The organism is Alicyclobacillus vulcanalis (assembly GCF_900156755.1).
GTDB classification, from domain to species: domain Bacteria; phylum Bacillota; class Bacilli; order Alicyclobacillales; family Alicyclobacillaceae; genus Alicyclobacillus; species Alicyclobacillus vulcanalis.
In genome coordinates, this window is record NZ_FTOO01000004.1 from 37,977 (window position 1) to 64,793 (window position 26,817).

27 protein-coding genes and 1 pseudogene are annotated in these 26,817 nt (G+C 63.8%); 8 read left to right on the plus strand and 20 right to left on the minus strand.

What is annotated here, in order from left to right:
• Positions 1 to 67: 67 nt before the first annotated feature.
• From BW934_RS05875 to BW934_RS05885, 3 genes are read left to right on the plus strand one after another with little or no spacing between them, the layout of a single operon-like run.
• Positions 68 to 1,438, plus strand: a complete 1,371-nt coding sequence (locus tag BW934_RS05875; RefSeq protein WP_076346093.1) for a Mur ligase family protein — start codon at positions 68 to 70, stop codon at positions 1,436 to 1,438.
• The gene (locus BW934_RS05880) at positions 1,398 to 2,165 is read left to right on the plus strand and encodes a type 1 glutamine amidotransferase (RefSeq protein WP_076346095.1); all 768 of its coding nucleotides are present in this window, start codon (positions 1,398 to 1,400) and stop codon (positions 2,163 to 2,165) included. Before BW934_RS05875 ends, BW934_RS05880 begins: the two co-directional genes overlap by 41 nt.
• A complete protein-coding gene (locus tag BW934_RS05885; protein WP_076346097.1) occupies positions 2,162 to 2,890 on the plus strand; it encodes an NUDIX hydrolase in 729 nt (242 codons plus the stop codon). The genes BW934_RS05880 and BW934_RS05885 overlap by 4 nt, the downstream gene beginning before the upstream one ends.
• Before the next feature lie 8 nt (positions 2,891 to 2,898).
• Here the strand turns inward: BW934_RS05885 and BW934_RS05890 are convergent, their stop codons facing one another.
• The 7 genes from BW934_RS05890 to BW934_RS05920 form a co-directional block, all read right to left on the minus strand.
• Positions 2,899 to 3,309, minus strand: a complete 411-nt coding sequence (locus tag BW934_RS05890) for a hotdog fold thioesterase (protein WP_200805725.1) — start codon at positions 3,307 to 3,309, stop codon at positions 2,899 to 2,901.
• Between the two features lie 20 nt (positions 3,310 to 3,329).
• Positions 3,330 to 4,301 (minus strand): homoserine kinase, encoded by a 972-nt coding sequence (gene thrB, locus BW934_RS05895; protein WP_076346101.1) that lies wholly within the window; start codon positions 4,299 to 4,301, stop codon positions 3,330 to 3,332.
• The gene (gene thrC, locus BW934_RS05900) at positions 4,298 to 5,371 is read right to left on the minus strand and encodes a threonine synthase (protein WP_076346103.1); all 1,074 of its coding nucleotides are present in this window, start codon (positions 5,369 to 5,371) and stop codon (positions 4,298 to 4,300) included. Before thrC ends, thrB begins: the two co-directional genes overlap by 4 nt.
• A gap of 96 nt (positions 5,372 to 5,467) precedes the next feature.
• On the minus strand, positions 5,468 to 6,412 hold the full coding sequence (locus BW934_RS05905) for an MBL fold metallo-hydrolase (protein ID WP_234969624.1): 945 nt from the start codon (positions 6,410 to 6,412) through the stop codon (positions 5,468 to 5,470).
• A gap of 55 nt (positions 6,413 to 6,467) precedes the next feature.
• Positions 6,468 to 7,757: an EF-P 5-aminopentanol modification-associated protein YfmH gene (gene yfmH / locus BW934_RS05910; RefSeq protein ID WP_076346105.1), complete on the minus strand. Its 1,290-nt coding sequence runs from the start codon at positions 7,755 to 7,757 to the stop codon at positions 6,468 to 6,470.
• Positions 7,754 to 9,052 (minus strand): EF-P 5-aminopentanol modification-associated protein YfmF, encoded by a 1,299-nt coding sequence (gene yfmF / locus BW934_RS05915; RefSeq protein ID WP_076346107.1) that lies wholly within the window; start codon positions 9,050 to 9,052, stop codon positions 7,754 to 7,756. Before yfmF ends, yfmH begins: the two co-directional genes overlap by 4 nt.
• Positions 9,053 to 9,132: 80 nt before the next feature.
• A complete protein-coding gene (locus tag BW934_RS05920; protein ID WP_076346109.1) occupies positions 9,133 to 10,431 on the minus strand; it encodes an MFS transporter in 1,299 nt (432 codons plus the stop codon).
• 138 nt (positions 10,432 to 10,569) lie between these two features.
• Here BW934_RS05920 and BW934_RS05925 point away from each other — a divergent pair, with 138 nt between their 5' ends.
• Complete coding sequence (locus tag BW934_RS05925; protein WP_076346111.1) at positions 10,570 to 11,424, plus strand: deoxyribonuclease IV; 855 nt, start codon at positions 10,570 to 10,572, stop codon at positions 11,422 to 11,424.
• 18 nt (positions 11,425 to 11,442) lie between these two features.
• Here the strand turns inward: BW934_RS05925 and BW934_RS05930 are convergent, their stop codons facing one another.
• Both BW934_RS05930 and BW934_RS05935 read right to left on the minus strand, forming a co-directional pair.
• On the minus strand, positions 11,443 to 11,748 hold the full coding sequence (locus tag BW934_RS05930; protein WP_076346113.1) for a MazG-like family protein: 306 nt from the start codon (positions 11,746 to 11,748) through the stop codon (positions 11,443 to 11,445).
• 27 nt (positions 11,749 to 11,775) lie between these two features.
• The gene (locus tag BW934_RS05935) at positions 11,776 to 12,705 is read right to left on the minus strand and encodes an aminotransferase class IV (protein ID WP_076346115.1); all 930 of its coding nucleotides are present in this window, start codon (positions 12,703 to 12,705) and stop codon (positions 11,776 to 11,778) included.
• Positions 12,706 to 12,872: 167 nt separating this feature from the next.
• On the opposite strand from BW934_RS05935, the gene BW934_RS05940 reads away from it, so the two are divergent.
• Complete coding sequence (locus BW934_RS05940) at positions 12,873 to 13,217, plus strand: histidine triad nucleotide-binding protein (RefSeq protein ID WP_076346117.1); 345 nt, start codon at positions 12,873 to 12,875, stop codon at positions 13,215 to 13,217.
• On the opposite strand, the gene BW934_RS05945 is transcribed toward BW934_RS05940, so the two are convergent.
• From BW934_RS05945 to BW934_RS05985, 10 genes and pseudogenes are all read right to left on the minus strand, one after another.
• Positions 13,214 to 13,669, minus strand: a complete 456-nt coding sequence (locus tag BW934_RS05945) for an OsmC family protein (RefSeq protein ID WP_076346119.1) — start codon at positions 13,667 to 13,669, stop codon at positions 13,214 to 13,216. The genes BW934_RS05940 and BW934_RS05945 overlap by 4 nt on opposite strands.
• Positions 13,670 to 13,720: 51 nt before the next feature.
• Entirely contained in the window at positions 13,721 to 14,110 is a 390-nt protein-coding gene (locus tag BW934_RS05950) for a cupredoxin domain-containing protein (RefSeq protein ID WP_076346121.1), read from the minus strand.
• A gap of 132 nt (positions 14,111 to 14,242) precedes the next feature.
• Entirely contained in the window at positions 14,243 to 14,854 is a 612-nt protein-coding gene (locus BW934_RS05955) for a phosphatase PAP2 family protein (RefSeq protein ID WP_084182512.1), read from the minus strand.
• Entirely contained in the window at positions 14,839 to 15,750 is a 912-nt protein-coding gene (locus BW934_RS05960; protein ID WP_234969626.1) for a phospholipase D-like domain-containing protein, read from the minus strand. The genes BW934_RS05955 and BW934_RS05960 overlap by 16 nt, the downstream gene beginning before the upstream one ends.
• A 296-nt stretch (positions 15,751 to 16,046) precedes the next feature.
• Positions 16,047 to 19,160 carry a DNA polymerase III subunit alpha gene (locus BW934_RS05965; RefSeq protein ID WP_076346125.1) on the minus strand — a complete coding sequence of 1,038 codons (3,114 nt, stop codon included), beginning with the start codon at positions 19,158 to 19,160 and terminating at the stop codon, positions 16,047 to 16,049.
• A 12-nt stretch (positions 19,161 to 19,172) separates the two neighbouring features.
• Entirely contained in the window at positions 19,173 to 19,415 is a 243-nt protein-coding gene (locus tag BW934_RS14960) for a DUF6504 family protein (protein WP_159437298.1), read from the minus strand.
• Positions 19,412 to 20,605, minus strand: a complete 1,194-nt coding sequence (locus tag BW934_RS05975; RefSeq protein ID WP_076346129.1) for a Y-family DNA polymerase — start codon at positions 20,603 to 20,605, stop codon at positions 19,412 to 19,414. The genes BW934_RS14960 and BW934_RS05975 overlap by 4 nt, the downstream gene beginning before the upstream one ends.
• A gap of 97 nt (positions 20,606 to 20,702) precedes the next feature.
• Positions 20,703 to 21,419 (minus strand): hypothetical protein, encoded by a 717-nt coding sequence (locus BW934_RS05980; protein ID WP_076346131.1) that lies wholly within the window; start codon positions 21,417 to 21,419, stop codon positions 20,703 to 20,705.
• Complete coding sequence (locus tag BW934_RS15185; RefSeq protein WP_407639953.1) at positions 21,416 to 22,090, minus strand: DEAD/DEAH box helicase; 675 nt, start codon at positions 22,088 to 22,090, stop codon at positions 21,416 to 21,418. The genes BW934_RS05980 and BW934_RS15185 overlap by 4 nt, the downstream gene beginning before the upstream one ends.
• Positions 22,064 to 24,468, minus strand: a pseudogene (locus tag BW934_RS05985) (DEAD/DEAH box helicase); the annotation flags it as partial. The gene BW934_RS15185 and the pseudogene BW934_RS05985, both read right to left, overlap by 27 nt.
• Here BW934_RS05985 and BW934_RS05990 point away from each other — a divergent pair.
• The 3 genes from BW934_RS05990 to BW934_RS06000 are packed head-to-tail and all read left to right on the plus strand — an operon-like array spanning position 24,407 to position 25,521.
• Positions 24,407 to 24,742 (plus strand): YtrH family sporulation protein, encoded by a 336-nt coding sequence (locus tag BW934_RS05990; RefSeq protein WP_076346133.1) that lies wholly within the window; start codon positions 24,407 to 24,409, stop codon positions 24,740 to 24,742. The pseudogene BW934_RS05985 and the gene BW934_RS05990 sit on opposite strands and share 62 nt — an antisense overlap.
• Positions 24,739 to 25,197 (plus strand): hypothetical protein, encoded by a 459-nt coding sequence (locus BW934_RS05995; RefSeq protein WP_076346135.1) that lies wholly within the window; start codon positions 24,739 to 24,741, stop codon positions 25,195 to 25,197. Before BW934_RS05990 ends, BW934_RS05995 begins: the two co-directional genes overlap by 4 nt.
• Positions 25,198 to 25,212: 15 nt before the next feature.
• Positions 25,213 to 25,521: a DUF1811 family protein gene (locus BW934_RS06000; RefSeq protein WP_076346137.1), complete on the plus strand. Its 309-nt coding sequence runs from the start codon at positions 25,213 to 25,215 to the stop codon at positions 25,519 to 25,521.
• 48 nt (positions 25,522 to 25,569) lie between these two features.
• Here the strand turns inward: BW934_RS06000 and BW934_RS06005 are convergent, their stop codons facing one another.
• The gene (locus BW934_RS06005) at positions 25,570 to 26,664 is read right to left on the minus strand and encodes a M24 family metallopeptidase (RefSeq protein WP_076346139.1); all 1,095 of its coding nucleotides are present in this window, start codon (positions 26,662 to 26,664) and stop codon (positions 25,570 to 25,572) included.
• Positions 26,665 to 26,817 lie beyond the last annotated feature (153 nt).

Below are 26,817 nucleotides of genomic sequence, written 5' to 3' on the forward strand. Positions count from 1 at the left end.
CAGAACCCCATGGGACAAACGTGCGCCCGATGGAGGGTCACCCTGACGCAGAAAGGATGCTGTCCTCATGCTCGGCATTTTGGTTGGCAAGTTGATTCTTTGGCTGCTGACGCTGCGCGGCAGAGACGCCACCAGCTTGCCGGGTAAAGTGGCGCTAGCCATCAGCCCAGGCCTCATTCGCCGGTTTGGGCGCCGGGTGAAGCGGGTCATTGCCGTGACCGGCACCAATGGAAAGACGACGACCACCTCCATGCTGGCGAGCATGATCGCCGCAAATGAGGCGGTCATCACGAACCACAAGGGAGCCAACCTTCCTCAGGGCATTGCCACTGCGTTTCTCAAGTCGTGTTCGTGGACAGGCAGGCTCAAGGCCAACCTTGCCGTGCTCGAGATCGACGAGGCGACCCTGCCCAAGATTGCCGCGGATTTGCCCATAGGCGTGATCGTCGTGACAAACGTGTTTCGGGATCAACTGGACCGCTACGGTGAGCTCGACGGCACGCTTGCGAAGTTGCTCGAAGGCATCCGCAAGACCCAGGCGACGATCGTGCTGAACGCGGACGACCCGCTCTGTCGTTATCTTGGTCTGCGCTCATCTCGCCAGGACATCTACTTCGGCATGGCGCGTGACACGGCGAGGTCACCTCGCCGGGAGCAAATGCGAGACGGCCAGTTCTGCCTCATGTGTGGTCATCCGCTGAAGTACGACGCGTTTTGGTATGGCCAGCTCGGCCTATACCGCTGTGAGCACTGTGACTTCGTGCGACCGCACCCGGCGTTTCAGGGGCGGCTCGAGGGTGGGTTTCTTCGGTTTTCCGAGGCAGGCCTGCCGGACCTCCTCCTCGACCTGCCTGTCTCGGGCCTGTACAACGCCTACAACGTGCTCGCGGCCACCGCGGCCGCTCGCACACTCGGCCTCTCGAGCGCCGCGATCCACGCCGGCCTCCGGATGTATCGCCCGCCGGAAGGGCGCATGCAGCGTTTCGACCTGGAGGCGCCCGTGACGCTTCACCTCATCAAAAACCCGACAGGCTGCGACAGCGTGTTGGATACCGTGGTGTCCGACCCGCGCGACAAGGTGATGGTCATTGGCATCAATGATCTCGCGGCCGATGGCCGAGATGTCTCCTGGTTGTGGGACGCCGACTTTGAGCTTGTGGCGGAGGATGCGCGCATTCAGACCATCGTCGCGACGGGTTACCGTGCGCACGACATGGCGCTCAGGCTCAAGTACGCGGGCGTGCCGGAAGCCAAGCTTCGCATCGAGCCGGATCTCGCTGCGGCGTTGCAGGAAGGTGTCCGCGCGGGCGCTTCCACGGGCGCTGTGGTCCATACCCTCGTCACCTACACGCTGCTCAGCCCAGCCGCGCGCTTGCTCGCAGAAAGAAGGGATCGACTTGAGCCGCAAGGCGCTCTGTATCGCCCATCTGTTTCCTGACCTGCTGAACTTGTACGCCGATCGCGGCAACATCGCCGTCCTCAAACACCGACTGGCTTGGCGGGGATACGACGTGGACATTGTCCGCGTCACGCACGGCGAGACGCCCGACTTTTCGCGATATCACCTCGTCCTATTGGGCGGCGGATCGGACCGCGAGCAGGCGCTCGTGGCGGAAAAACTGCGAGGATGCCGCCAGGCGTTTCGCAGCGCCGTGGAGGACGGCCTGCCGGTCCTCGCCATTTGCGGCGGCTATCAACTGCTCGGAGAATACTATCAACTTCCGACGGGGGAAAAGGTGCCGGGGCTCCATCTCGTGGACATGGTGACCGAAGCGACGCCAGATGCCCCGCGGCTCATCGGCAACATCGCCGTGTGGAGCGAGGAGGCTGGGGTGATTGTGGGCTTTGAAAACCACGGCGGTCGCACGCGTCACAACCATCGGCCGCTCGGCCGCGTCCTGCACGGGCACGGCAACGATGGGCTCTCGGGCCATGAGGGTCTGCGGCATCTCAACATCTGGGGCACCTACATCCACGGGCCGCTCCTGCCCAAAAACCCGGCGCTCGCCGACGCAGTCTTGCGCGACGCCTTGGCGTATGCGCACCTGCCTGACGACCTGGAGCCGCTCGACGATGCGCTCGAGCGGGAAGCGCGCGCGGCATTCGTGGCGCTAAGGATGGAGGAAGTGGCACCCATACTGCGATCGGAGGCGAACGCGACATGACGGAGATACGCAAGGCGGCCACGCTCGTCATCATTCGCGATGGCGCGGAGGGAAACATCGAGGTGCTCGCCATCAAGCGAGCCCAAACCATGCGCTTCCTGCCTGGCTTCTTGGCCTTCCCGGGTGGAGCGGCGGATGCGTCGGACGCCGAGCTCTGCAAGCTGGCCTACGGCGCCCCGCGCTGCGCGGAGGACGAGGACGACCCAACCTTCGCCGTCACCGCATTGCGCGAGGCCGCCGAGGAAATCGGCTGGTTGTTGGCAGTCCGCGACAGCACGCAGGCCATCCGCGACGTGCCACTTTCACCGGAGGAACAAGCGGAGCTCTGCGGCGAAGGCAGCACACTCGCCGCCTGGCTGTCCGCACGCCACCTCGCGTTCGATCTCGGCCGGCTCCGGCGCATCGGTCGCTTCGTGACGCCCCCCACGCAGCCAAGGCGATTCGACACACGGTTTTACTTGTGTCAAAGCCATGGCGTCGGCGAGCCGCGCGTGCACGGCGCCGAGCTCGAGAGGGCCGCCTGGATTCCGGCACGCGACGCGCTCGCGAAGATCGAGTCGGGGCAAATTCCCGCGGTTCGCCCGACCATCGCGGTGTTGAGAGCGCTTGCGGCATGCAAAGACGCTCGTTCGGCCATGGAAACCTTATGCGTCGGGCCCCTGCCCGCGAGCGGGGCGGAATCCAGGTCCTCGACCGCCCGCGACGCAGGGATGGGCGACACCTGACGCGTCCTTCAGCCTTCGGTCGGCGCCACGGGCCCCATGCGGCCTCGATTTTGGATGACGGCGAGCGTGCAGCGCGAGATGCACACCAGGCGATCCCGTTCGTCCACAATGCGAATTTGCCACACTTGCGTGGTCGAGCCGCGGTGAATCGGCTCGGCGATGGCCTTGACCACGCCCTCCCGCATCGAGCGAAGGTGGTTCGCGTTGATTTCCATGCCCACCACCGTTTTGCCCTGGTCACTGACGTTCAACGCGCCTCCCAGGCTCGCGGCAGACTCGGCGAGCGCGACGCTCGCCCCGCCGTGCAAGAGCCCCATCGGTTGATGCGTGCGCGCATCCACCGGCATCGTCATCACCACGCGGTCCTTCGTCGCCTCCAACACTTCCATGCCCAGATGGGCCATCAGCGTGTTGGGCAGCGTGTCACGAATATCCATGTCTACACCTCGTCTCCCGTCGATTCGAATTTCCAGTGCGCCCTCGTCTCGCCGTGCACAGGCCGAAGGACGAGCGCCCGGCAGGGCGTGCCCGCATTGCGCCAGGCGAGTGTCATCTCGTCCGCCACGCGGACAGCGACGTCGGGCTTGCACCACGCGAGCAGCGTGGGGCCCGCGCCGCTGAGCGTGACCGCATACGCTCCGGCGGCCATTGCGGCGCGCTCCACCTCGTCCGCCCCAGGTACGAGCGGCTTGCGGTACGGCTCGTGAAAGTGATCCAGCACGCCCCCGCGGAGGAGGTCGAGATCGGGCTTGAGAAGCGCGAGCATCAGCCTTGCACATTGCGCCACATTTTCGACCGCTTCGTCGCGCGGGTACGCTTTGGGCAGCACCCGGCGCGCAAGTTCAGTCGGCAGCGCGAACTCCGGCGTCGCGGCGACAAAGCGCAGATTCGGCGGGATGGGCACCTCGGTCGTCCGAAGGCCGGCGCGATCGTGAAAAGCCAGCACGCCGCCGCCGTACAGCGCGGGCGCGACGTTGTCAGGGTGTCCCTCGAGCTCGGTCGCGAGCCGCAGCAGCACATCCCGACTCAACTTGCGATCCGGCACAAAGGCCTCGAGCAGGGCGTTGCCGAGCACCAGCCCGCCGACGATAGCGGACGCGCTCGAGCCGAGGCCAGACGATACGGGGATCTGATTGTCGACTTCGAGCGCAAACGAAGGCATTGCGGCACGACTCGCGCCTGCCTCCGCAAACAAGCGGTCCATGGCCTGGATGACGGCATTGTCCTCCGTCTTTGGCAAAACTTCGGCCGCTTCGCCGGTGACGCGAATCGCGAACGGCTCTCCCAAGCGCAGAGTAAACGTGTTGAACAGCTGAAGGGCCATCCCCAGGCAATCGAAGCCGGGCCCTAAATTGGCTGTTGTGGCCGGCACGCGCACCGACAGCGTGCGAAGCACGGCGCCGGGGCTCATTGAAATCCACCCAGCGCGCGCCGAACCGAAAGCGGGTCACCATCGACCACGAGCTCTTCCTGTGAGGCGAGGCGCATGGCGCTGTCTGGGTCTTTCAGGCCATTGCCGGTGAGCACGCACACCACCGTCTCTCCCTGCTTCACGTCACCCGCTTTGTGGCGCTTCAACAAGCCCGCGACGCTCGCCGCGGAGGCCGGCTCGGCGAACACGCCTTCCTGTGCAATGAGCCGGTAGGCGCTGGCGATCTCGTCGTCGCTCACGCAATCGATGGCGCCGCCCGATTCCTTCGCCGCGCGAACCGCCTTCTCCCAGGAGGCCGGATGGCCAATGCGAATGGCCGTCGCAAAGGTTTCCGGCTGCGCAATGGGCTCTCCACGGACGATGGCCGCAGCTCCCTCGGCCTCAAAGCCAAACATCCTAGGCAGGGAATCGATGCGCTTTTCCGCATGATACCTGGTAAATCCCATCCAATAGGCGGAGATATTGCCGGCGTTGCCTACGGGGATGTACAGTGCGTCCGGCGCGCGCCCGAGCACATCGCAGATCTCGAAGGCGGCCGTCTGCTGTCCCATCAGCCGATACGGGTTGATGGAATTGACGATCTCCATGCCGAGAGGCTCAGCCACCTCGCGGACGATGGCGAGCGCCTGATCGAAGTTGCCGCGAATGGCCACAATCCGGGCGCCATACTGCACGGCCTGCGCCAGTTTTCCCAGCGCGACGTAGCCGTGCGGGATGAGGATCACGGCCTCCAGTCCCGCGCGCGCCGCGTAGGCGGCAGCCGACGCGGACGTGTTGCCCGTGCTCGCGCAGATGACCGTGCGCTTGCCGGCCTCCTTCGCTTTCGCCACGGCGACGACCATCCCTCGGTCCTTGAACGATCCCGTCGGATTCGCGCCCTCGAACTTCAGGTACACGTGACACTCGAGCCGCTCGCTCAGCTTGTCCGCGTAGATGAGCGGGGTGTGGCCTTCGTGCAGCGTCAGCCGAGGCGTTTGCTCGGTAATGGGGAGAAAACGCTGATACGCTTCCAGAATGCCCGGCCAGACCGGGCGGACATCATGATCCATGCATCATTCTCCTTTGCAGCACTGCGCGAGCCCGCCCTCGCCAGGCTCAGCTTCAAAGCCTCTGGGATCGAATGTACTGACAAATCAGGGGGTTCGTCAATCGAGCCGCTTCGGTTTGTCGATAGATTTGGGTGACTTCACGTAGTACGTCTCGCCGTGGCGCATGGGCCAAACGCGATCGCCATCTGCCGCGGCCAGAAGCCGCTCGAGCGGTTCTTCCACCGGTTCTCGCGACAAGACAAACGTGTCGTGGTGAATGGGAACCAACACGTCGGCGCCCGTCTCAAGAAACATGTCCCACGCCTGTTCCGGCGTGCAATGCGCATTTTCAAACGGCGCCGGCGCATAGGCACCAATGGGCATGCAGGCCACCTGCGGTTTGTAGCGTTGGACCGAAGACAAATCCGTGCGCGCGGTGTCGCCCGCGAAAAAGACCGACCACTCCCCGCGGCGAACCACGTAGCCCTGATAGCCCATGTTGCGGTTCCACGGGTACCGATTCCCCCAATGTCGGACGGCGATCGCGGCAATTTCCAGACCCCCGTCCAATTGGAGCACGTCGCCCGGGCCGAGCTCATACACCGCCTTGGGGCGGTGCCACCGAGCCAAATAGCCCGTCCCGCGCGGCGCCACGACAATGGTCTGTCTCGTGATGACCCGCCGCAGACTTGGGTGATCCAGGTGGTCCATGTGCGCGTGCGACAAAAGCACGAGATCCACGGTCCCGCACGCTTCTGGCCGAATGGGGCACTCCACGTGCCGGCGCGGGCCAAATGTCCACCCAAACGCCCGCACCCCGACGCGGGGATACAGGACCGGGTCCGTCAAGACGCGAAGACCGTCCATCTGCATGAGCAGCGTGGAGTGGCCAATCCAGGAGATGTACAGCCCCTCATCGCCCCAGGTTTCCGGCCGGGGGCTTCGGTCGGGCCTCCTTCGCTTCGGCCGCGGCCAGTCGGACGTCATGCGCCGGTACAAGGCATACAACAGCGCGGCCGCCGCGGCCAGTACGACCAAGACGGCCAAAATCCAGATCCACATCGATTTCCGACTCCTTCTTCGCCGAAAGGACACACGCCCTCACCCTTTGCCGAGCTCAGGACGTGACGACCGCGCTCACCACCATGTTGTCTTCGCGCAGATGCTCCCTCAGGCGTGCGTTCGCACGTTCGAGCGTCAACGTGTTCAATACGGCAATGACGTCGGCAAACGCGAAGGAGTGAGCCCCACGCAGGAAATAGCTCACCCAGTTCCGCACGAGGAAGGCGTTTTGGTCCAGGCTCATCAGCAGGCGGCCCATGATTTTTTTGCGCGCCCGCTCAAAGGCCTCCTCGTCCATTCCCTGCTCCCGCGCCTGCGCGACATGCCTCTGAATGCGTTGGGCCAAAAGATCGGGCTGCGGCGTGTTGCCCCCCACCAGCGTGTAGCCAAACGTGTTGGACAGCTGGTACCCAGCCGAAAACCCCTTGTCGACGAGGCCTTCGTCCAGCAGGTCCTGGTAAAACGCCGACGTGGGCCCAAAGAGCGCATCCAGGACAATCGTCATCACCGTATCCTGTTCGATCAAATTCGACCCAAAGGCTCCGTTTGCCTCCTTCCAGCCCACGAGAAGGCGGGGCATTTGCACCGGCAGCGGCAGCTTGCGGTGCCGCTCCTTGGGCTCTGGCGGTTCGTCTGGATAAAGACGGTCGACCTTCGGTGGCGCGGAGAACGATTTTTTCGCCTGATTCTCCTCGATGACATGCGCGATCTCGTCCGCGTCAAATCCTCCGGCCATCACGAGCACCATGTTCGACGGATGGTAAAACGTCTCGTAGCAGAGGCGCAGCTGTTCCTTCGTGATGACGCGCACGGACTCCACCGTGCCCGCGATGTCGATGCGCACCGGGTGAACGTGGTACATGGCCTTCAAGAGCTCCATGTATCCCCGGCGATCCGGGTGATCGTTCACCATGTGAATTTCCTGCGCGATGATGCCCTTCTCCTTCTCGACGTTCTCATCCGTCAGGTAGAGCGACTGGACGAAGTCGAGCAGCGTGCGCACGTGCAACGCCGTTTCGCCCGTGGCCGCGAAGTGATACGCGGTGTGATCAAAGGTCGTGTACGCGTCGACGGACGCTCCATGCGCGGCGAAGCGCGCAAACACGTCCATGTCGGGATCCTCGAACATTTTGTGCTCCAAAAAGTGCGCGATGCCATCGGGCATCTCGTGGACATCGCCGTGGAGCGCAAAGGCGCGATCGACCGAGCCATAGCGAGTGGCAAACATGGCGTAGGTCTGGTGCAGGGCCGGGCGCGGCATCAACGTGACCACGAGGCCGTTGTCAAGCGTCCACGTCCGCGTCTCAAACGAGCTCTCGTAGGAAACATCGCGTGCGTCTGTCATGCGCCGCCTCCTCCTCTTCCCTCGAGGACGTACAGGCACACCGGGCGCAGCGCCAAGGCTACCTCGGCCGCGTCCTCCGGCCTGACCTCACCAACCTTTTCCACCATATCCGCGAGGGTCAGGTTACTGCCCGCGAGCACGGCGTGGTGATGCCACGCGATGAGCATCGCCGGCTGATCCATCATCTGCTGATACTGGTTGCGCAGCGAAGCGCGGGTCTCCTGCCACTCGTCGGGCGAAATCTCCCCGCGCCGGATGGCCTCGAGCTCCGCGCCGAGGATGTCGCGAACCTCTTCCCGCTTGTCGGCGGAGATGCCCGCGTAGACCGTGAGCAAGCCGGTGGCGGCGTCCACGAAAGACCAGACGCTGTAGGCCAGCGATTTTCGCTCGCGTATATGCATGAACAACTTGGAATGCGCGAAGCCGCCAAACACCCCGTTCATCATGACCAGGGCGGGATACTTGGGATCGGCGAGATGAATGCCCGAGGCGAAGGCGAGATCGAACTGCGTCTGGTTGGCGTCCTGTTGCTCCGTGATCTCCTCGAACGCGCGGGTCGCCGGCGCCGCGACCACGTCGCTGACGGTCGCGGAACGATGCCCCGTGCGAGCATGGGGCAGCCAGGCCGCCAGCTTTTCGGCGACGCGATCGGCCAGTCCGGCCGTGTCCCGCGATGGCCCCACGACGTACGCGTGCACTTCGGCCTCATCCAAGACCTGTCGATACACGTCGTGCAGGCGATCCGGCAAGAGGGCGTCCACATCCTCCTGGAAGCCGAGGCGCGGCAGTCCCGCCGGGGTGCCTTGGCAGGCGATTTGATGACACCGCTGAAGCGCATACGCGGCCTTATCGTCGAGCGCGGCGCGGATCCGCCTGCGGTGCAGCTCCTTTTCGCGTTCCACCGCTTGAGGGGCGAAGCCGCCCATGCCAAGCGCGTGATCGAACGCCAACGAAAGCGCGAGGTCCAGCGCGCGATCCAGGAGAGGCCCGTTCTCTTCGCCTGGGACGTCGGGGACGTTTGCGCCAATCTCGAGAATGTGATAACCGCCCCGTTTGCCGATGGCGGAGCGGACGTAGGTCCCATAGAGGTCGTCGGTCGCAAGCGCGATCTGCCGGTAGCTGGGCAACTTGCGCGTGCCGTTCAGCCACACCGAGGGCAGCATCGCGACCTCCGTGACGCGATCGCGCGACATGCGCAGATGAAAGCGAAGCGACACTTCCCTCGTGCGAAAGGCCGGGTGCGCCATGACGTGCACGTGGCACCGGCCTCGATCCAGGGTTTGAAACGACTCCACGCGATCCCTCCTTCGCACTCACCACAACCATTATAATCTCTTCCGGCGCCCTGGCGACTGTTGGAAAGGCTGTCGTCCGCTCAGGGCGTGGGTCGCGCCCGCCGCTTGGCGGAGGAGTGCGTCTCTTCGTTGTCGCCAAGGCGAAAGCGCTGGCGGCGCGATCGCGGCCCAAAAATGCGCGATTCCACGGGCCTGATGAACCCGACCGTGATGAGCGGCATGAACCCGAGCGCGAAGGCGAGCCAGCCGAGTCCGCCGACGTGGCGCAGCGTCTCGAACGAACCGATCACGAAGTACGCCAAGACGCCGAGGACGCGCCCCGCGTTTTCGACCCACTCCCGGACGACGATGTGGGTGATGGAAGGCACGTCGTCGTCGGCCAGGGTGTGCATGGCGTCAAACACGTAGCCCTGCAGCGGCACGAGAAAGAGTGGGAACGCCGCCGCCGAAAGGACGCCGTAGACGACAAGGTTGACGGTCGTGATCGGCCACAGAAAGGCGAAGCTGGCGGCGACGATGCCGAATGCGCCGAGGAGCAACAGCCGCCAGCGAAAACGCCCGGACCAGCGCCCGGCGGCGTAAAACGCGAGGAACGACAGCGCGCCCTGGAGGAGCAAGAATTCGCCCAACTTCATCTCGCTGCCCGTGACGATGTAGAAGAGAAGCCCGAGCAGAAACATGAAGACGCCCTCGCGCACGCCGTACGCGGCCGACCCGAGCACGACCCTCCTCCATGGGCGCTCGCGAAGGGAGCGGAAGCCGTCGAGCAGGCGAAGGCGAGCGAGGCGCGCGCTCTTCAAACGCAGGCTCACCAGGGTGGCGACGACGAAAAGCGCAAAGGAGATGCCGAAGACCACGTGGTAGCCGGTCAGGCCTCCGAAGTAGGCGTCCTCTCGGCTGATGAGCGCGCCGGCGACGGGCGGCGCAATGACGTTGGCGATGGAGGTCAGCACGCCAAACAGCCCGAAGAACGGCTCGTGGCCCTCCCGATCTGTGTATTCGACACTCAACACGTCGAAGGCGAGCCAGTAAAATCCCTCTGCCAACCCGGTGAGCACGCCCAGCAGTTCGGGCATGTGCGCAGCTTGTTCGCCGACCATGAGCGCGACCGCGAAAAAGAGGGCGTAAAGGGCTATGCCAAGCCGTAGGGACATGGCCGTCGATGTGCGGCGCGCCACCGCCGCGGCCATCACGAAAGTCACGGGAAGCATGGCGAAGATGAAGAGATGGTACCATGCGATGGCCAAAAACGACCGGTCGACTTTGAAGAGAAAGATGCTCACAAACGTGTTGGACAGGCTGATGGAAAGTTGAAACAGACTGCCGACGATGAGCAGCCACCAGGCCGGGGCCGGCAAGCGGAACGGCTTTGCGTGCATGGCCATCCTCCTCGCTGCCCGCCTAGTATGTCGCATCCTTTGCAACGTATGTATGCCGATCGGCCGAGTGAACCGCGCCGTGTGACCCGGGTTCGGTTGTGTTACGATAAGGCGAGATGACAAGACGGAGGTTGACCTATGAACGCGGAACCTCAAAACGAGGGCATCCTGCTCGGCGCGAACGTTTCGGTGGCTGGCACGGGCCTCTTGGCGGCTGTGGAGGAGACCCTTTCCTACGGAGCCAACACGTTCATGATTTACACGCGCAGCAACCGAGGGGGAAAAGCGCGACCCATTGAATCGTTTCACCGGGATGAAGGGCTGGCTCTGATGCGCGAACACGACATTCGGGATCCGGTCGTGCATCTGTCCTACCTCGTGAATCTGGCGAGCCCGAAACCCGAGACCCGTCAATACGGCATGGACGTGTTGCGCGAAGAGATTCAGCGCGTTGAGTACCTCGGATTTCGTTACATCGTGATGCACCCGGGGTCCCACGTGGGCGAGGGAGAATCGTTCGCGATCCGCCAGATCGCCGACGCCCTGAACGAGATCCTCACGGGAGACGAGAACTTGTGGTTGTGCCTTGAGACGATGGCCGGAGACGGATCGAAGGTGGGCAACAGCCTCGAGGAAATCGCCGATATCATCAGCCGGGTCCAACACGAGGATCGGCTCGCCGTCTGCATTGACACGTGTCACAACTACAGCTACGGGTACGACGTCGTCAACGACTTCGACGGGTTTTTAGAGCAGTTCGATCGCGTCCTCGGGCTCGATCGGCTGAAAGTCGTGCACATCAACGACTCGAAGTATCCATTTGGCGCGCGAAAGGATCGCCACGCCAATGTCGGCGAGGGCTCGCTCGGACTCGAGGCATTGAAGCGCATTGTCCACCATCCGGCGCTCAAGGGCATTCCGCAAATCCTTGAAACGCCGGAAGGCAAGTACAAAGAGGAAATCGACATGCTCCTGGATCGCGCGCAGGCGTGATCGGCCGCGAGCGGCAGATCAGAGATACCCTTTCCGCCGGAGCTTCTCGATGTGCCGCTCGACCTCTCGTTCGATGTCGATCCCGTACAGGTCTTCGATGACAAACATCATCGAGGTCGCCGTTTGGGCGACGTCGAGGAGCTCCGTCACAATGGCGCGGACGACCTCCTCGTCCGGCATGCGCGTGGTTTCTCCAGAGAGGCCGCGGAACTTGCCGATGGCCTGCGCAAGTTCCCCGACTTCCTCGGTGATTTTGAGCATCGTCGACTCGAGCGTCGGAGTGAGACGTTCAAGTTTCGGCAGAGACAGCGTCTTCCGCTGCAACCTTCCACGCTCCTTCGGCGCGCCGGGTCAGGCCAGGGCGCCTGCCCATGCGCGCACCCGCTCGCCAAAGGCGTTCCTCAGCTGTTCCACGAGCGCCATGTCGCGAGCGGTCCAAACCTCACGCACGTCGCTCGGCGAGACCGGCACGACTCGCGGGCGCTCAGCCGAGACGGGCTCGCAGGGAATGTCAGGGTGTTCCACAACCGAGCCGACGGGGTAGACCTCGGTCAGCGTTCCCGTCAGGAAGATGGCATCGACCTCCGCCAGCCGGTCGCGCGGCAGCTTGGCTTCTCGGACGGGAATGCCGAGATCGCGCGCCAGGTCGAGGACAAATCGGCGCGTGATGCCTGCCAAAATGTAGCGATCCGCCGGTGCCGTCACGAGCTCGCCGTGCAGCACAAACCATACGTTGGAGCTCGCGGCCTCGATCATGCAGCCATCCCGGACCAAGAGCGCCTCGTCCGCACCGGCATCATGCGCGGTCTGCTTCGCCAACACGTTGGGCAAGAGGTTGAGCGACTTGATCCATGGGTTGAACCAGCGCTCATCCGGCAAGAGCAGCAACCGCCCGGGCGCGTGTGGCGCCTGCCCCGCAGGCACGGGCCGAACGGTCCCGGAAACGTTCGCCTTCACCGAAGATTCGGGGAACAGGTGATTGCGCACAGCTGAGCCGCGCGTCACCTGCAGGTAAATGGCCGCCTCTGACTCGCCGCTGCGCTGTAAAAGCTCGTGAATCAGGCTTTGACACTCATCAGGGTGAAACGGCGGCCGAATGCTGAGCGCCTCCATGCTCTGGAAGAGGCGCTCCACGTGCCAGTCCAACAGAAACGGCCGGCCACCGTACGCCCGAATGACCTCGTAGACGCCATCGCCGAACTGATGGCCCCGCTCGTCGAGCGGCACGCACGGTTCAGCGGGATCCACCCACCGCCCATTGAAATATCCAATGACCGCCATCTGGCATCCCTCTTCCCTTCGTATACGTGACAAGCGAGACCCATGACTCCCCGGCTCCCCGCGTGGACGGCCCATCCGCGTATCCGGGCCTCATGTCCTCCTGGCGTTAAGCACTTGCGCTCGCGCCATTGTATAATCGTGGCGAGGCCCAACGAGGAGGGAACCACGTGAACACATGCCTCTTTTGCCAATTGGTAGCGGGCGAAATCCCGTCCAACAAGGTGTATGAGGACGATCACGTCCTCGCGTTTCACGACATTCGCCCGCAGGCTCCCGTGCACATCCTGATTATTCCGAAGCGCCACATCGAGTCGGCGCAAGCAGTGACGCCGGAGGACCGCGAGACGTTGGGGTATCTGCACAGCATCATTCCGAACATCGCTTCGGACGCGGGCGTCGCCGAAGATGGGTACCGTCTCGTGGCCAATATTGGGCGTCACGGCCAACAGACGGTCCCTCACCTCCACTACCACCTGCTCGGCGGGCGACAGCTGGGATGGCCGCCAGGTTAATCTGGCTGGCCGTCCACCACCACGTCGAGGGGCGGCACCTCTGTTCCGTTCAGCACGAGGTGCGGAACCACCTCGGCCTTGAGCGACCCGATGGCCGAACAGTACTTTTGCTCACTGAGGCGGATGGCGCGCCAAGCCTTGGCCGGCGGCACGTCACCCGCCATATGGTACGTGAGGTGGATACGCGTGAAGGCCTGGGGATACGCCTCCCTGCGCTCGCCCACGGCCTCGATCTCGAGACTTTGCAGAGGCACGCGCATTTTCTCCATAATCATAGCGATGTCAATGCCAGTGCACCCGACGACGCCCATCAGCAGGAGTTCCATGGGGCGGTTGCCTTGTCCCGTTCCGCCATCTTCTTTTTTGGCATCCATGTAAATGGTGTTGCCGGACGGCCCGTCGGCCTGAAAATGGCGCTGACCCAGCCACTTGCCGACCACTTTCATCTCCATGCTTTCGCCCCCTTCCTGCCTATTGTAGCGCCGTTCTAGCTCGTCGTCACGTCATGGCGCCTCCCCAGGCTGAGACGCCACCTTCATCGTCCCCTGCATACCCAGCTCTGGGATCCCGTCGCGATCGGAGTAGTAGCGAAAGTTCCCCGTCTTGTCCGGTACAAAGGAAACCGTCACGGTCTCGCCCGGTTGCAGGTTCTGCGTGAACACATAAAAATCGGGCACCACGAAGTTGTGGATCTGCTTGCCCGCGTTGCGCACCACGATGTTGACCGTGGCCCCTCGTCGGACGTCGATTTCGCGCGGATCAATGCCTCCGTCGCGCAGCGTCACCTGAATCGGCGCGGCCCATGTCACATCGCGCGGCGCTTGGAAAGCGGTGATCACAGCGAGAGATGCCAGCGCTGCGGCAAGCACACGAATTGGGCTGACGTCGCGCATACGAGACTCCCCCCACCAGCCGTTTGGGGATTAGTCTGCTCGACCGGAAACCACCTATTCCTTTCCTTACCATACCGTAAGGCGTTGCTCCTCGGCTCGGACAACGGTGCGGTGCCGCGCAGAGGACGGCGTTCAATCCACTCGAGCGATCGAGGTGGACGACACGCGGAGGTTAGAGGCGGGATCGAGCCCCAGGTGTGTGCCGGAGAGCGAACTGCAGGCGTACCCCATGACGGCGCCGCTCATCGCACCTGCGATCACGTCGCTCGGATAGTGGAGCCCACAATAGATGCGCGCCGCCGCAAGCCAGACGGCGAGCGCCAGGAGCAGATAGGCGACGTGGCCGAGATGCCATCCGCCGACGGCGAGCGCAAAGCCGCCCGCCGCGTGATTGCTGGGAAACGAGTCTCCCCCCTCGTGCTCGAGAAGCGTCTGCAGGGGTTCCACTTCAAATGGCCGAGGCCGGCGAACCCATCGGCTGATGGGCTCATGTGCGATTCGGACCAACACGGCCGCGATTACGCTGGCAGCGGCCGCTCGAACGGGGTTCGCCGAATACGCTCGCCCTCCCCAGCCAAGAGGTGCGAGGGCGATGAGCGCCAGCATCACCATCGGGGTATAGAGTGCCACAGCCCGCATCCCCGCGTCGAACGTGGGATGCTTGCCCCAGTGCGCCTCGCACCAATGGAGCACGTGCCAATCCACGCGCTCCACAACCGACCAGAGGTTTACGATTCGTCCCATGATGCCACCTTTTCACGAATGGGATAGGAACTTCCGCGCGCCAGCTGATGATGGAGGTCCGTTTCCAATGCTTCTGCGAACGCCGGGACGTGCGCGAGCTCCACGTCCGCCTCGTGGTTGAACGTAAAAGCCTGATGCGTGAAGTTCGCGCTGCCGACGATGAACACATCGCCGTGATCGACATCCAGAATCTTGGCGTGAAGCAGCTCTCCTCCATACGGTCGGTAATATCGTACCAAAGCGCCCGCTTGGCGCAACGCCTCTACCGCTTGGCGATTGCGGAACTGAGACGGATCCACCAGGACACTCACGGAGACGCCTCGCATCACAGCGGCGCGCAGCTCGCGGACGACATCCGCATCGGTCAAGTTGAAGGCCTCCATATCGATCTCGCGGCGCGCGTCCCGAATCGCGCGCAGAACGCAAGGGCCGATGTCCCGATCCGAGATGAGCGGGGGACGGTCCTGCGGCGCCTCGGCCGTCTCCCCGTGAGCCCGCGCAGCATCCCATAGGAACATGGGTAAAAAGGTGTCCGCTTCGCCCGGCAAGTAGACGGAGGCGTCGTGGTTTTCCCAGCTGTCAGCGCCAAAGTTCATTCCGCCGACGAGGACGGCGTCGTCGGCGATGATCAATTTCACGTGATCAATGCCCTGCTTGATGCGGATAGGGGCCACGTCGATCCCGGCCGCGGCGAGCGTGGGAAGCGCAACCGACATCGAGTGCTTTTCCGTGGCGTCGAGCACTGCGCGCACCTCGACACCGCGGCGCCGAGCGGCGACGAGGGCGCGTAAGAGGTCGGGATCCGCACACTCGTAGATGTCCACGTAAAGTCGGCGACGGCTGTCGCGGATCATGGAGAGCGCCTGCGCTTTGATGTCGCCGCTCCAGAGAAACATCCTCCCGTCCGGCATGTGCACGGCCGCCGGCGTGCGGGGTTCAGGCTTGGCAGAGAACGTCCACGGCCCGCACCCAGTCAGGAGAGCGGGCACAAGACCCACAAGGATTACGGCGCGCCATACCTGCAGATGGCCGCGGAGGTGGCGTAAGACTCGGTCAAAGAGACGGTGAATGGACAAGAAGGTTCACCTCGCATTCGAAATACGCAGGTGTACCCTTCTGCGCAGGGAGCACGGATCCTGTTTTCAATGGAATCTTTTACAACATCGTAAGGGGCGCCTTTGCCGTCCGCGGCTCATCCCCTCGCCAGCGACCACATGTGTTCCACGCGAATTTGCCCTCGCTGCCCGCCGCGCCGCTCGATCACGCCCGATACACCGATCAGCCGCCCAAACGGTGTGAACAAGACAGCCCCTTCGCGCCGATAGACGGACTCGAACATCACAGCGTCCGCGAGGCCCGTCTCGTCTTCCAAGGTGAAGAAGACGACCGTTTTCCCGCTCTTCGTCGGCGGGCGGTGCGGGCGAATGGAAAGTCCTGCAACCTTGACGCTCGCGCCATCCCGCGCTTCTCCTGCCTCGGCCAGCGTGGAATATCCCTCACTCCGCAGCGCATCGCGAAACAGCGACATCCAGTGTCCACTCACGCCGATACCCAGCACGGCATATTCACCCGCAATTCGATCAGCGAGGCTCATGGGCGGCAGGCCTTCCCCTTGACCGCTCCCATCCTCCGCGTGCGCTGCATGGGAGCCCAGGAGCGGCAGCGCCTGTTCCTTGCGGAGCGCGAGCAGGCTCGGCAGTTCCCAAAGGAGCGCCCGGCGATCCCGGCCGTCCGCGCGATCGAACGCGCCTGCGCGGATCAGGTGCTCGAAGTGAAGCACATCCGCCTGAGCTACGCGCATGACGGCGTCGGCCAGTCCGCGAAAGGGCCCCGACATCCGCCTCTCCTCGACCAGCGCTCGCGCCACGCGCTCGGAGAATGAGCGGATGAGGCGAAATCCAAGGCGGATGGCGTCCGGCTCGGGAACGCTTGCGTCCCATTCGCTTTCGTTCACGTCGACAGGCAGAATGTGGACGCCGCGCCTTCGAGCCTCCGCACAAATCACATGAGCCGGGTAGTATCCCATCGGAAGTTGATTCAGCACAGCCGCAAAGAAACTCGCCGGATGGTGCTCGATGAGATACGCCGTTTTGTAAGCCGTCGTGGCGAAAGCCGCGGCATGCGCCTCACAAAACCCGTAACTCGCGTAACCGCGCACGTAGGAAAAGAGAGTTTGTGCCGTCTCGAGCGGCACGCCTTGGCACACGGCTTTCTGCACAAACCGCTCCCCAATTTGCTCCATTTCAGCACGGCTGCGCGCATGGCTCATCACGCGGCGAAGTTCGTCGGCTTCCCCAGGGGTGAAGCCCGCAATGGCTGTGGCGATCTCGATCACCTGTTCCTGAAACAACACCACGCCGTACGTCTTGCCGAGAATGGGCTCCAGTTTGGGATGGAGATAGTTCACCGGCTCCAGTCCGCGGCGACGAGCCAAAAACGGATCGACCATATTGCCCTGGATGGGACCAGGCCGAATGAGTGCAACACTCGCCACGAGGTCCTCGATTGATTCTGCCCCGAGGCGCACTTGTAAGGCCCTTTGTGCAGGGCTCTCCAATTGAAAGACGCCGATGGTGTCTCCGCGGCGAATCGAAGCATAGGTGGCCTCATCGCCCATGGGGATGCGGTCATAGTCCACAGAGCGCGCCGTGCCGAGGCGGAGCGCCCCATCCACAGCCGCCAGGGTTCGGAGAGACAGGAGATCGAGCTTCACGAGCCCCACGTCTTCCAGCAACCGTTTGTCGTATGGCGTGATGAGAAAGCCCGAGGCCGAGGGCTGCAGGCTCGTGACCTTCATCAGGGGTTCTCCGCTGATGACCACACCTCCCGTGTGCGTGCCGAAGTGACGAGGAAAGCCCGCGATCTGGCGGGCGATAGCCACCATCCACTGAAACGCACGGCGATAGGGCTGAAAGTCCTGGAGCTCCGGCACACGTTCCAGCGCCTCTTCAATTTCATCCGCATGTGTGGACCACGGGATTCGCTTGGCCAAGCGGTCCAAGAGGTCGTCGGGCATCCCGAACGCGCGCCCGACTTCGCGGACAGCCGATCTCGCGCGAAACGTCTGGTACGTGGCCACGCGCGCCACTCGATCGCGCCCGTAGCGCCGATACACGTAGTCGATGACCTCATCCCGCCGATCGCTCGCGAAGTCAATGTCGATGTCCGGCCGCTCCGCTCGCTCACGTGAAAGGAAGCGCTCGAACAGGAGATTGCGGTGGAGCGCGTCCACATCTGTAAGATAGAGACAGTACGCGACGACGGAGTCAGCCGCCGATCCCCGACCCGCACAGCGGATGCCTCGCGTCCTCGCATAGCGAACCATATCCCAGACGACGAGGAAGTAATCGGCATAGCCGAGATCGCGAATGATAGAGAGCTCGTGCTCCAGGCGAACTTGCAGCTCGGCGCTCACGCGCCCGTACCGCGCTCGCGCGCCCTCCCACACGAGTTGCTCGAGAAGGGGCATGCCGCCCCTCCCTGAAGCGTCTCGATACCTGGGAAACAAAGGACCTTTCACGGGAAACACAGGGGCACATCGCTCGGCAATTTCGAGCGTCCTCGCCACCGCCCGGGGATCCTGTGCAAACCTGCGCATGGCTTCGGCCTCGTCGTGCAAATACCCCATGCGGTTGAACGGGCGCTCGGGGTGCGGCGTCTGAAGATCACATCCCACCCGGATGCAGGTGAGCACATCGTGAACCGCGATTTCCTCGGGACTCGCAGCGTGAACCTCGGTGGCTGCGACGGCGGGCACACCGGTGGCTTCCGCCAGTTCAAGCAAGTCCCGCATGCGCCGGGCGCTGCCAGGAAGACCATCCGCCGTCCATTCGAGATAAAATCGCTCCCCAAGCGCCCCCCGGTACCGCTCCACAAACTGGCGCACATCCGCATACGCGCGCCGCGCCAAAGCGCGCTGAACAAAGCCTCGCCGTCCTCCCGAGAGGACGATGAGTCCCTCGCTCCGCTCGAACAGGTCCGCCTCCCGCAGCCGGGGATCTCGCCGATCCTGAGCCTCCACGTGCATGCGCGTGAGCAACTCGCACAGGTGGCGAAACCCCTTCGCGCTTTCTGCCAACACCACGAGGTGCGATCCGTCCTCCAGCGTCAACTCCGCGCCCGCAATGGGCTTCACGCCGTACATCGCAGCCAGGCGATGAAACTCCGGTTGTCCCGCGATGGTATTTCGATCCGTCAGTGCGAGCGCGGGCATGCCCTGCGCGGCCGCCTGTGCGACCAACGACTCGATGCGAGATGCGCCTTCAAAAAACGAATAGGGAGAATGACAGTGAAGGTGGACAAACATGTACGCCTCGCTTCAATCCCAGATGCGATACACGCGCCAGACGCCGTCCTCACATTCCAAATCCATGCATGCGTCGTCGTGCGTCCATACGCGAACCACGCGACGATCTCGCCCCGCACGCCACCAATCGCCCATCTCCCACCACTCATCAAGCACCCACTGCACCTGATGGCTCCGCCCTTCGTAAACAAACGATTCCGGCAGCTCCCCCTTCCAACGGAGCACAGCCATGGGCCTGCGAACCAAGCGGCTCACTGCGCCATCTCGGCGAGAAGCAGCGCCAGCCGGCGTTCGCGAAAATCTACCGCCATCCCTCGCCGCAACTTCGGCCATCGCGCCATCAGCGGCTCCCATGCGGCGACCTCTGTCACCACCTTCGGCTTTAGAGCGCCCATCTCTTTGGTTTGCTCAAATAAGTTGGCTTGCACCGGCTGAAGCTGCGTGACGTCCGTGGCACACAGCTCCGCTCCCCAACACCGGCGCACCTGCTCCATCTCCTTCGGCCACGAGATCTGAGCCCATAGGGCATCCGGCCGATGCGTGGGTTTGGCCAGGCGCTTTTCCCACCGTATCTCCTGAGCATCCGTCCACACCGTCACGCACAGCGTTTGAGCAGCGAGCCCGACTTGAGCGAGGTCTTTGCAAAGCGCCTCCACGCAGCGGCGCGTCTGCGCGACCGCATGTTCCAGTGGTACACCCTCTGCGTCTGCCCGCCATGAAACACTCCACGCATCCGGTGCACCATCCGGGCGAAGGATTTGCCTCTGTCCCCCGCCCGTTCTCCAAACTCTCGCGCCCTCGCCAAACCGGGCGCACAGACTGGCATCTGGAATGTTTTCTAAGTCCTCGAGGCGAAAGACGCCGAGCGCCACGAGCTCCTCCCGGGCCTTGGCAGGGATCCACCACGCGGCGGCAACGGGCGCGCGCGACCAATCTGCCCTGTTCTTCGCCAGTAAATCCGGCGCGACCACGAGCGCCTCACTGCCCAGTTTCCGATACAGCGCTCCCGGCACACGCTCGTGGCGGCTCCACGACAGGAGCATGCGGGCCTGCCACGGCGTCCTCGCCAGCGCAAACACGATGCGCTGTTCCTCCGTCAGGCCTTGGCGAATCTCGCACGCGATTTGCCGGAGTTCAGAAAGAGGAATGCGCGCGCCAGAGATCTCAATCCAAAAACGTCGCTCCAACGGATGGGTTTCTACCCAGGGCGTGTGGGCCCACAGCACTTGCCGCAAATGGCGCCAAGACGCGGATTCCTCTGTGGCCGGCGTCACATGACAGCCGGGGACGAGTGCCACAGCCTCCCCGACGGTCATTCCCAACTGGACACCGGCTCGCGCAGCCGTTCGGGAGATATCGACGATCACGCCCTCTGCTTCAACGACGAACGGACCGCGACTTTCCCCCAACAGCCCTTCACATTCGCCGTACAGACTGAACCGCATTCGCCTCACCACCGAACAAACGTTCTGTATGTATTATATCCTCATGAGCTCAGAATGCAAACACACGTTCGATATCTGGAGAATTTAAAATCCGCCCTTACGGGCGGATTTCGGTGTGCATGACCGGCCGGATTCGCCCCAATGGCCGAACCCCACCATCTTTCGACCATTCCTCGGGGCGCCATGCCCCCATTTGCCCCTCCACATCCAGCGCCACATGCTCCGCTTCGCGCGCACCGCCCGAACTCGGAGCGCCGTCCTCCCACGATCCGCGCGCGGCTCTCGCCAGGCTCGCCGTCTCCTGCTGGACGAGATCGAGCAAGTGCGCCTCTTCAATGCCCACCAGCTGAAATGCCGCAAGCGGACGGGCCTCCGCCTCCCAAATGAGCTGCAATAGCAGGGCGAGAACGTGGGGGCAAAGCGGATCGGTCTCTTCGCAGGTGCAGGTGGACAACGCCCTCAACCGCACGATGGACTCGCGCGTTGGCACCACCTCCACCTGATGCGCGGCCAGAAACGCCAGAAACGATTCGTCCCACTCGCCGGCATAATGCGCGGCCAACCAATCCGGGCGCATGGCGAGCCAATGCGCGACTTGGCGCGCGTGCCCCGCATAATCCGCCAGCTGAGGCACCCAGACGTCGAACGCGCGCCGCGTCCCGCTCCGCTCCACCACCGCTCGAAATCCACCGCCATCCCGCGCTCTGGCTCGCACGGCCCCGGCCATGGCCAAGCGCGTCGCCGCGCGTAGATGGGGCGTGTCCGCCTCCGCCAGCACGGACTCCCAGCACGCCGTGTACGGGCCTCGTTTCACGGTTCATCGTCCTCCACGACCCCTGCGGGTTGGAGCGCGAACAGCTGGTGAAGCGCCTCGTCGTCGAGCTCCGTCACCCAGTCCTCCGACACGCGGCTCACCACGTCGGAGAGCGCCCGCTTCGCCTGAAGCATCTCGTCAATTCGCTCCTCGAGCGTTCCCACGCAGATCATCTTGTGCACCTCTACCGCCCGCGTCTGCCCGATGCAATAGGCGCGATCCGTCGCTTGGTCCTCGACCGCCGGATTCCACCACCGGTCGTAATGAAACACATGGCTCGCCCGCGTCAAGTTGAGCCCGACGCCACCTGCGCGAAGCGAAAGAATGAGCACAGGCGAGGCCAGGCGCCCCGTCTGGAACTGCTCGACGATCTCGCCCCGCGCCTTCGCCGACATGCCGCCGTGGAGAAACGCAGGCCGAAAGCCCATCTCGGCCTCCAACGCCGCGCACAGTATCTCGCCCATCTCCCGGAACTGCGTGAAGACAAGCGCGGCTTCGCCGGCTTCCACCGCGACGCGCAGCCGATCGATCAGGGCCCGCAGCTTGCCGCTTCGCTTCGGCGAGGGCCGACCTCCGGCAAGGAGGGCCGGGTGATCGCACACCTGCTTCAGCCTGACGAGCGTGGTCAAAATCACACCTCGACGCGCCATGGCACTTCCCCCGCGCGCCATCTGGCCAAACATCTGGTCCACAAGGGCCTGATACATGGCGGCCTGCTCCACGGTCAAAAGCGCCCGCTCCTCCACCTCCCATTTTTCAGGCAGCTCAGGAGCCACTGCCGGATCGCTCTTTCGCCTGCGCAGCAACACGGGCCGCAGGAGCTGTTGGAGCTGGCGCATACGCACACCGCTCAAATCGCCGCCTTCCGCGACGGAGCCGAATGTGGATCGGAACCAGCGCAGCGACCCGAGGTACCAGGGTTCAAGAAGTCCATGAGCGACCACAGCTCGTCGAGCCGGTTCTCCACCGGCGTACCCGTAAGCGCGACGCGATGGCGGCTGATCAGGGCTCTCAACGCGCGCGCCTGCTTTGTCGAGGCGTTTTTCACCACCTGCGCCTCGTCGATCGCGACGCAATCGAACGCGTGGCGCTGAAACAGCGCGCTGTCTCGCAGAAGCGTGCCATAGGTGGTGATGACGAGATCGAGCCCGTTCGCGAGCGCACCCTCCAAGTCGCGCGACGGCCCGTGATGCACATAGACCGACAGGGACGGCGCGAACCGCTCGATCTCCGCCTGCCAATTCGCGACAAGCGAAGTCGGACATACCAGCAAATGAGGGCCCACGGCTTCGCCCTCCTCCTTCACGCGCAGCCAATACGCGATCATCTGCACGGTCTTGCCAAGCCCCATGTCGTCGGCGAGGCACCCGCCGACGCCGAGCTTCCGGAGGTGGATCAGCCACGCGTAACCCTGTTCTTGGTAGTGGCGGAGTGCGCCACGAAACGACGGAGGCGCCGGTTCGGCCTCCACATCCCGGCCGAGCGCCCAGACGTCCGACGGAAGCGCGGCACCCAGCGACTCGCCCTCTACCTCCACGCGACCCGGCCCGTCGTGCACCGCCATCGCGTATGCGCGCGTCCACTCGAGCGCGCCGATCGCCTTCCCCCGCGCCGGCAGCGAGTCCAGCTGACGAAGCAAATCGGCCAAAGGGACGAGCCGCCACACGCCGTCCACCTGCACGAGCGGCACCTGCCGCTCGACCATTCGCCGAAATTCGGACGGTGCGAGCGGGCGATCGTCGATCACGACCGACCAATCAAACTGCGCCACCGCGTCCGCCGAAAACCGCGGCATCCGCGAAGCCCGCCCTGAGCCTCCGCGCCGCACCGCGCCGCCCTCCAGCCGGTTCAGCCGCACGCGAATGCGAATGTCCCTTGCCTCCTCGAGCGCCGGCGTCTCCACCACAAAGGACGCTCGGCGAAGGGCCGGCAGCTCTTTCGACACAAACTGCGCCATTTCGTCGGGATGAAGGAGGGCCCGCGCTGGCGCAGGCGCGCGCATCGCCCGCGCAACGGCGGGGCATAGGCTCGCCGCCTCGCGCAACCTGGGAAGGAAAAATCGTTCCGGCGCCACCAACACGTCCCCGTTCGCGGCCATTTCCCGGGAAGAGGATCGCCAGTACGCCGCGAGCGGGATTCGCTCACCGGTCACGCGATGGCGCAGCCAAAAGCCAAGCGTCCAATCCCCGCCGAGATCGTCATCGGGAGGCTCCAGGGAAAAGGCCAACGCATACGCGATTTGGCCGCTGTCGTCGTCGAAATCCGGCCGCCCCCATCCGGATCCCTCCAGCGCCCGTTCGCACTCCCGCCCCACAATCCAGCCATCCGCGACAAACCGTGGCGCACCGGAGAGCGCGCGCACCCAGGCGGCGAGGGCTTCCTTCTCGCCGCGGTACATGAGGCTGTACGTGCCCCCCGATGGCGTGCGCAAGTCGACGTCGACGAGGCGCCGCCGCACCTCTCGGTCCACCAGCTGTATCAGCAGGGCATCGACCGAGGCCGCGTTCGGATACACGTCCGCCAAGGGCCCGCGGGTCGCCGACGACACGAGCCGATAACGCAAGGTGAGGAGCTCGTCGCACGTCCACGCAGGCACCCAGCGGGCCACAAAGCTGGTCTCGCCCGACGCAAACCCCGCTCCGCGCCCCTGCGCCACCCGGCGGATCCACAGCGCAAGTTCGTCAGCGTTCACCTGCTCCAAGTGGGCCACCGCCACCACGTCTCCCTTGTCGGCGATGACCCGCGCGAGACTCAGCGCACGCGCCTGCCATTGGCGCAACCTATCTGCCACACTCGCTTCGCCAGGGCTCCTGTCGATGCGTTCCGGCGCGATCCGGTCCATCCACGCGCCCCCGTTCCTGAAATGTCCTGTCTCTCGATCATAACACCTCTTCCCGGCCGTCGAAAGCAAGGATTGAACACATGAGCCGCGATCGCGGCGCGTAAGATGAAGCAAAGCCTCGTCCATCGCAGGAGGCGATTCCGCCTTGTGGAACAGCATCGCTGAAAACTGCGTGCTCGACTTTCTCGTCTCCATGGGCCTCGTCATCGGCGGAGCGCTGTTCGGCGGCCTCGCGGCCCTCTTGACCCATCACGATCCGCAGGTCGCCATGCAAACGCTCGCCTCCGATCTGAAGGTGTGGGCCATCGTGGCCGCACTGGGTGGTTCGATGGACGTCCTCCGCGTGATCGATCGCGGCGTCTTCGGACTGCACCTGGGCCCGATGGTTCGCCAGTTGATTTACCTGTTTGCCGCGTTCGTGGGATGCCACGTAGGCTACATCGTGATTCAATGGCTGACGGAAGGGCGGAGCTCCTCATGAGACGGGCGCCCCTTGCCGCGGTGGCCTCGCTGTCCTTTCTCGCCGGCCTGCTCGCGGCCACCGTCTACAGTTCGCGCGACCTGCATCAGATGCACATGGAGGTGGAGAGCCTCCGCCAGGCCATCGACCAGCTCGAGACCGAGAACCAATTTCTTCTCGCTCAAGACGCCGATCCCGGCAAACGCGCGCTCCGGCGGATTGTCGTGGAGTGCCCGCCGAACACGCCGCCTGAGATCCAGACGGCCGTTCGCAGACAGGCGGTGTCCAGCCTATCGTTTCTTTTGGGCAAGCCCATGCAACTGTTGTACGACCACCCCTCCATGCCTTCGGCCGTTCTCAACGTCCAGTCCATCCCCGTCGGCGCTCGGCGCTACCGACTTCACGTCACAGCCGCTATAATGACAGGGGACACGCTGCACCTCTTCGTACGAGCCGATCCGCAAAGCGATCCGTGAAAGAGTGAGGAGATCATGTTATACAGCGAAATGTCGAAGGAACAACTGCGGCAGGAGATGGCCGAGTTGCAGCGGAAAGGCCGCGAGGCGTATGACCAGGAAAACTGGAGCGAGTACGAAATCTACATGACCCGCTGGTATCTTGCGAAGAGTTACGAGATCAAGGACGAGGCGCACATCGAGATTGGCCGCACCTACCGCATCGCCGAGGAGTACGACCGGCTGACCGTCACGGCGCTCGAAGGCGTCATGGCGTGGGGCATTCGGCAAATGACCGGGGAAACCGCTGCCGTGCCCATCGCTCAGCTGGAAGACGAGGCGTGAGCTCGCTCACGCCCCTGTTCACACCTCTTCACACCCTGGCTGACAGCATCACACCGGCAGAATTACGTCGTGCAAATCCTTCGGCGCCCCATTCAGGACAAGGGCTCCTTCCTCCGTCGCGACGACCAGGTCCTCAATACGCACTCCGAACTTCCCCGGCAGATAGATGCCCGGTTCAATGCTGAAGACCATGCCGGGTTCCACTTCCCTATCGTTGGCCGCGTCGACGTAGGGAGGTTCATGGATGTCAAGCCCGACGCCATGACCCGTGCGATGCGTAAAGTACGCGCCAAACCCTGCCTCTTCAATCACGCGCCGGGCAGCGCGGTCAATCTCACAAAACTTCACGCCCGGCCTCACGGCCGCGATGGCAGACCGATTGGCCTGTAGCACGGCATGGTACACCGCGACAAACTCCTCGCTCGGCGTGCCGAGGAAGAAGGTCCGCGTGATATCGCTCACATATCCCTCACAGAATCCACCCGTGTCCACGATCACGGCGTCACCCGCAGCCAAGGTCCGAGCCCCAGGCTCGTGATGCGGCTCTGCACCGCCTTCGCCAGCCGCCACAATAGGCGGAAATGACATGCCTGGGCTCCCCACCTCACGCCAGATCCGGCTGAGCTCTTCCGCGAGTTCGAGCTCGGATACGCCCGGCCGAATGTGGGCGCGAATGCGATGGACCACCTCGTCCGCACGGCGCGATGCTTCGCGGAGCCGCTCGATCTCCTGTGGATCCTTGCGCAGCCTGAGCGCCACCACGGCCGCGTCGGCGAGATCGAACGAGACGTCCTGAACGAGGTTCATCAGGGGGAGGAGGTGAAAAGCGGGGAGCCCGCCGTCGACGCCCCACGTCCCCCCTTGGCCCAGTTTCCGCGCGAGAAGCGCATGCGCTTGTTCCCCATCTCGCCACAGCCCATACGGAATGCCCATCCGCTCGAGCCAAGCCGCGAACATTTCGTGTGCAAGTGCAAACGGCTTCCCTGCCCCATCGACGACGAGGCACGCGAGCCGCTCGCCCGCTTCCAACCGAACACCGGTGAAGTACGACCAATTGGCCGGATGGGAGAGGACGGCGCCTTTCCACCCTTGCCGCTTGCACGCCTCTGCCAGCTTGACCCGGCGCTGCTCGTACACGTCCATGTGAACCCTCCTATCGTCCATGCAACGCCTTCATTGTAACGCATCCTGAGCGACCCGGGGCTCGGGCCATGAAGAGACTCATTGGGGCTTCATGGCCCGGGTCTCTGTTTCATGCCACGCGCACAGAAAAACCCGGCCAATCGGCGGATTGGC

What these genes read in the sequence shown, in the direction of transcription:
- BW934_RS05905 (WP_234969624.1), bottom strand. Translation starts at nt 6,412, where the DNA reads ATGTGGATCTGGATTTTGGCCGTCTTGGTCGTACTGGCCGCGGCGGCC.
- BW934_RS05925 (WP_076346111.1), top strand. Translation starts at nt 10,570, where the DNA reads ATGAACGCGGAACCTCAAAACGAGGGCATCCTGCTCGGCGCGAACGTT.
- BW934_RS05950 (WP_076346121.1), bottom strand. Translation starts at nt 14,110, where the DNA reads ATGCGCGACGTCAGCCCAATTCGTGTGCTTGCCGCAGCGCTGGCATCT.
- BW934_RS06000 (WP_076346137.1), top strand. Translation starts at nt 25,213, where the DNA reads ATGTTATACAGCGAAATGTCGAAGGAACAACTGCGGCAGGAGATGGCC.
- BW934_RS05965 (WP_076346125.1), bottom strand. Translation starts at nt 19,160, where the DNA reads ATGTTTGTCCACCTTCACTGTCATTCTCCCTATTCGTTTTTTGAAGGC.
- thrC (WP_076346103.1), bottom strand. Translation starts at nt 5,371, where the DNA reads ATGGATCATGATGTCCGCCCGGTCTGGCCGGGCATTCTGGAAGCGTAT.
- BW934_RS05920 (WP_076346109.1), bottom strand. Translation starts at nt 10,431, where the DNA reads ATGCACGCAAAGCCGTTCCGCTTGCCGGCCCCGGCCTGGTGGCTGCTC.
- BW934_RS05885 (WP_076346097.1), top strand. Translation starts at nt 2,162, where the DNA reads ATGACGGAGATACGCAAGGCGGCCACGCTCGTCATCATTCGCGATGGC.
- BW934_RS05975 (WP_076346129.1), bottom strand. Translation starts at nt 20,605, where the DNA reads ATGCGGTTCAGTCTGTACGGCGAATGTGAAGGGCTGTTGGGGGAAAGT.
- BW934_RS05955 (WP_084182512.1), bottom strand. Translation starts at nt 14,854, where the DNA reads ATGGGACGAATCGTAAACCTCTGGTCGGTTGTGGAGCGCGTGGATTGG.
- BW934_RS05875 (WP_076346093.1), top strand. Translation starts at nt 68, where the DNA reads ATGCTCGGCATTTTGGTTGGCAAGTTGATTCTTTGGCTGCTGACGCTG.
- BW934_RS06005 (WP_076346139.1), bottom strand. Translation starts at nt 26,664, where the DNA reads ATGGACGTGTACGAGCAGCGCCGGGTCAAGCTGGCAGAGGCGTGCAAG.
- yfmH (WP_076346105.1), bottom strand. Translation starts at nt 7,757, where the DNA reads ATGACAGACGCACGCGATGTTTCCTACGAGAGCTCGTTTGAGACGCGG.
- BW934_RS05935 (WP_076346115.1), bottom strand. Translation starts at nt 12,705, where the DNA reads ATGGCGGTCATTGGATATTTCAATGGGCGGTGGGTGGATCCCGCTGAA.
- thrB (WP_076346101.1), bottom strand. Translation starts at nt 4,301, where the DNA reads ATGAGCCCCGGCGCCGTGCTTCGCACGCTGTCGGTGCGCGTGCCGGCC.
- BW934_RS05995 (WP_076346135.1), top strand. Translation starts at nt 24,739, where the DNA reads ATGAGACGGGCGCCCCTTGCCGCGGTGGCCTCGCTGTCCTTTCTCGCC.
- BW934_RS05945 (WP_076346119.1), bottom strand. Translation starts at nt 13,669, where the DNA reads ATGGAGATGAAAGTGGTCGGCAAGTGGCTGGGTCAGCGCCATTTTCAG.
- BW934_RS05960 (WP_234969626.1), bottom strand. Translation starts at nt 15,750, where the DNA reads ATGTTTCTCTGGAGCGGCGACATCAAAGCGCAGGCGCTCTCCATGATC.
- BW934_RS15185 (WP_407639953.1), bottom strand. Translation starts at nt 22,090, where the DNA reads ATGGCGCGCGGGGGAAGTGCCATGGCGCGTCGAGGTGTGATTTTGACC.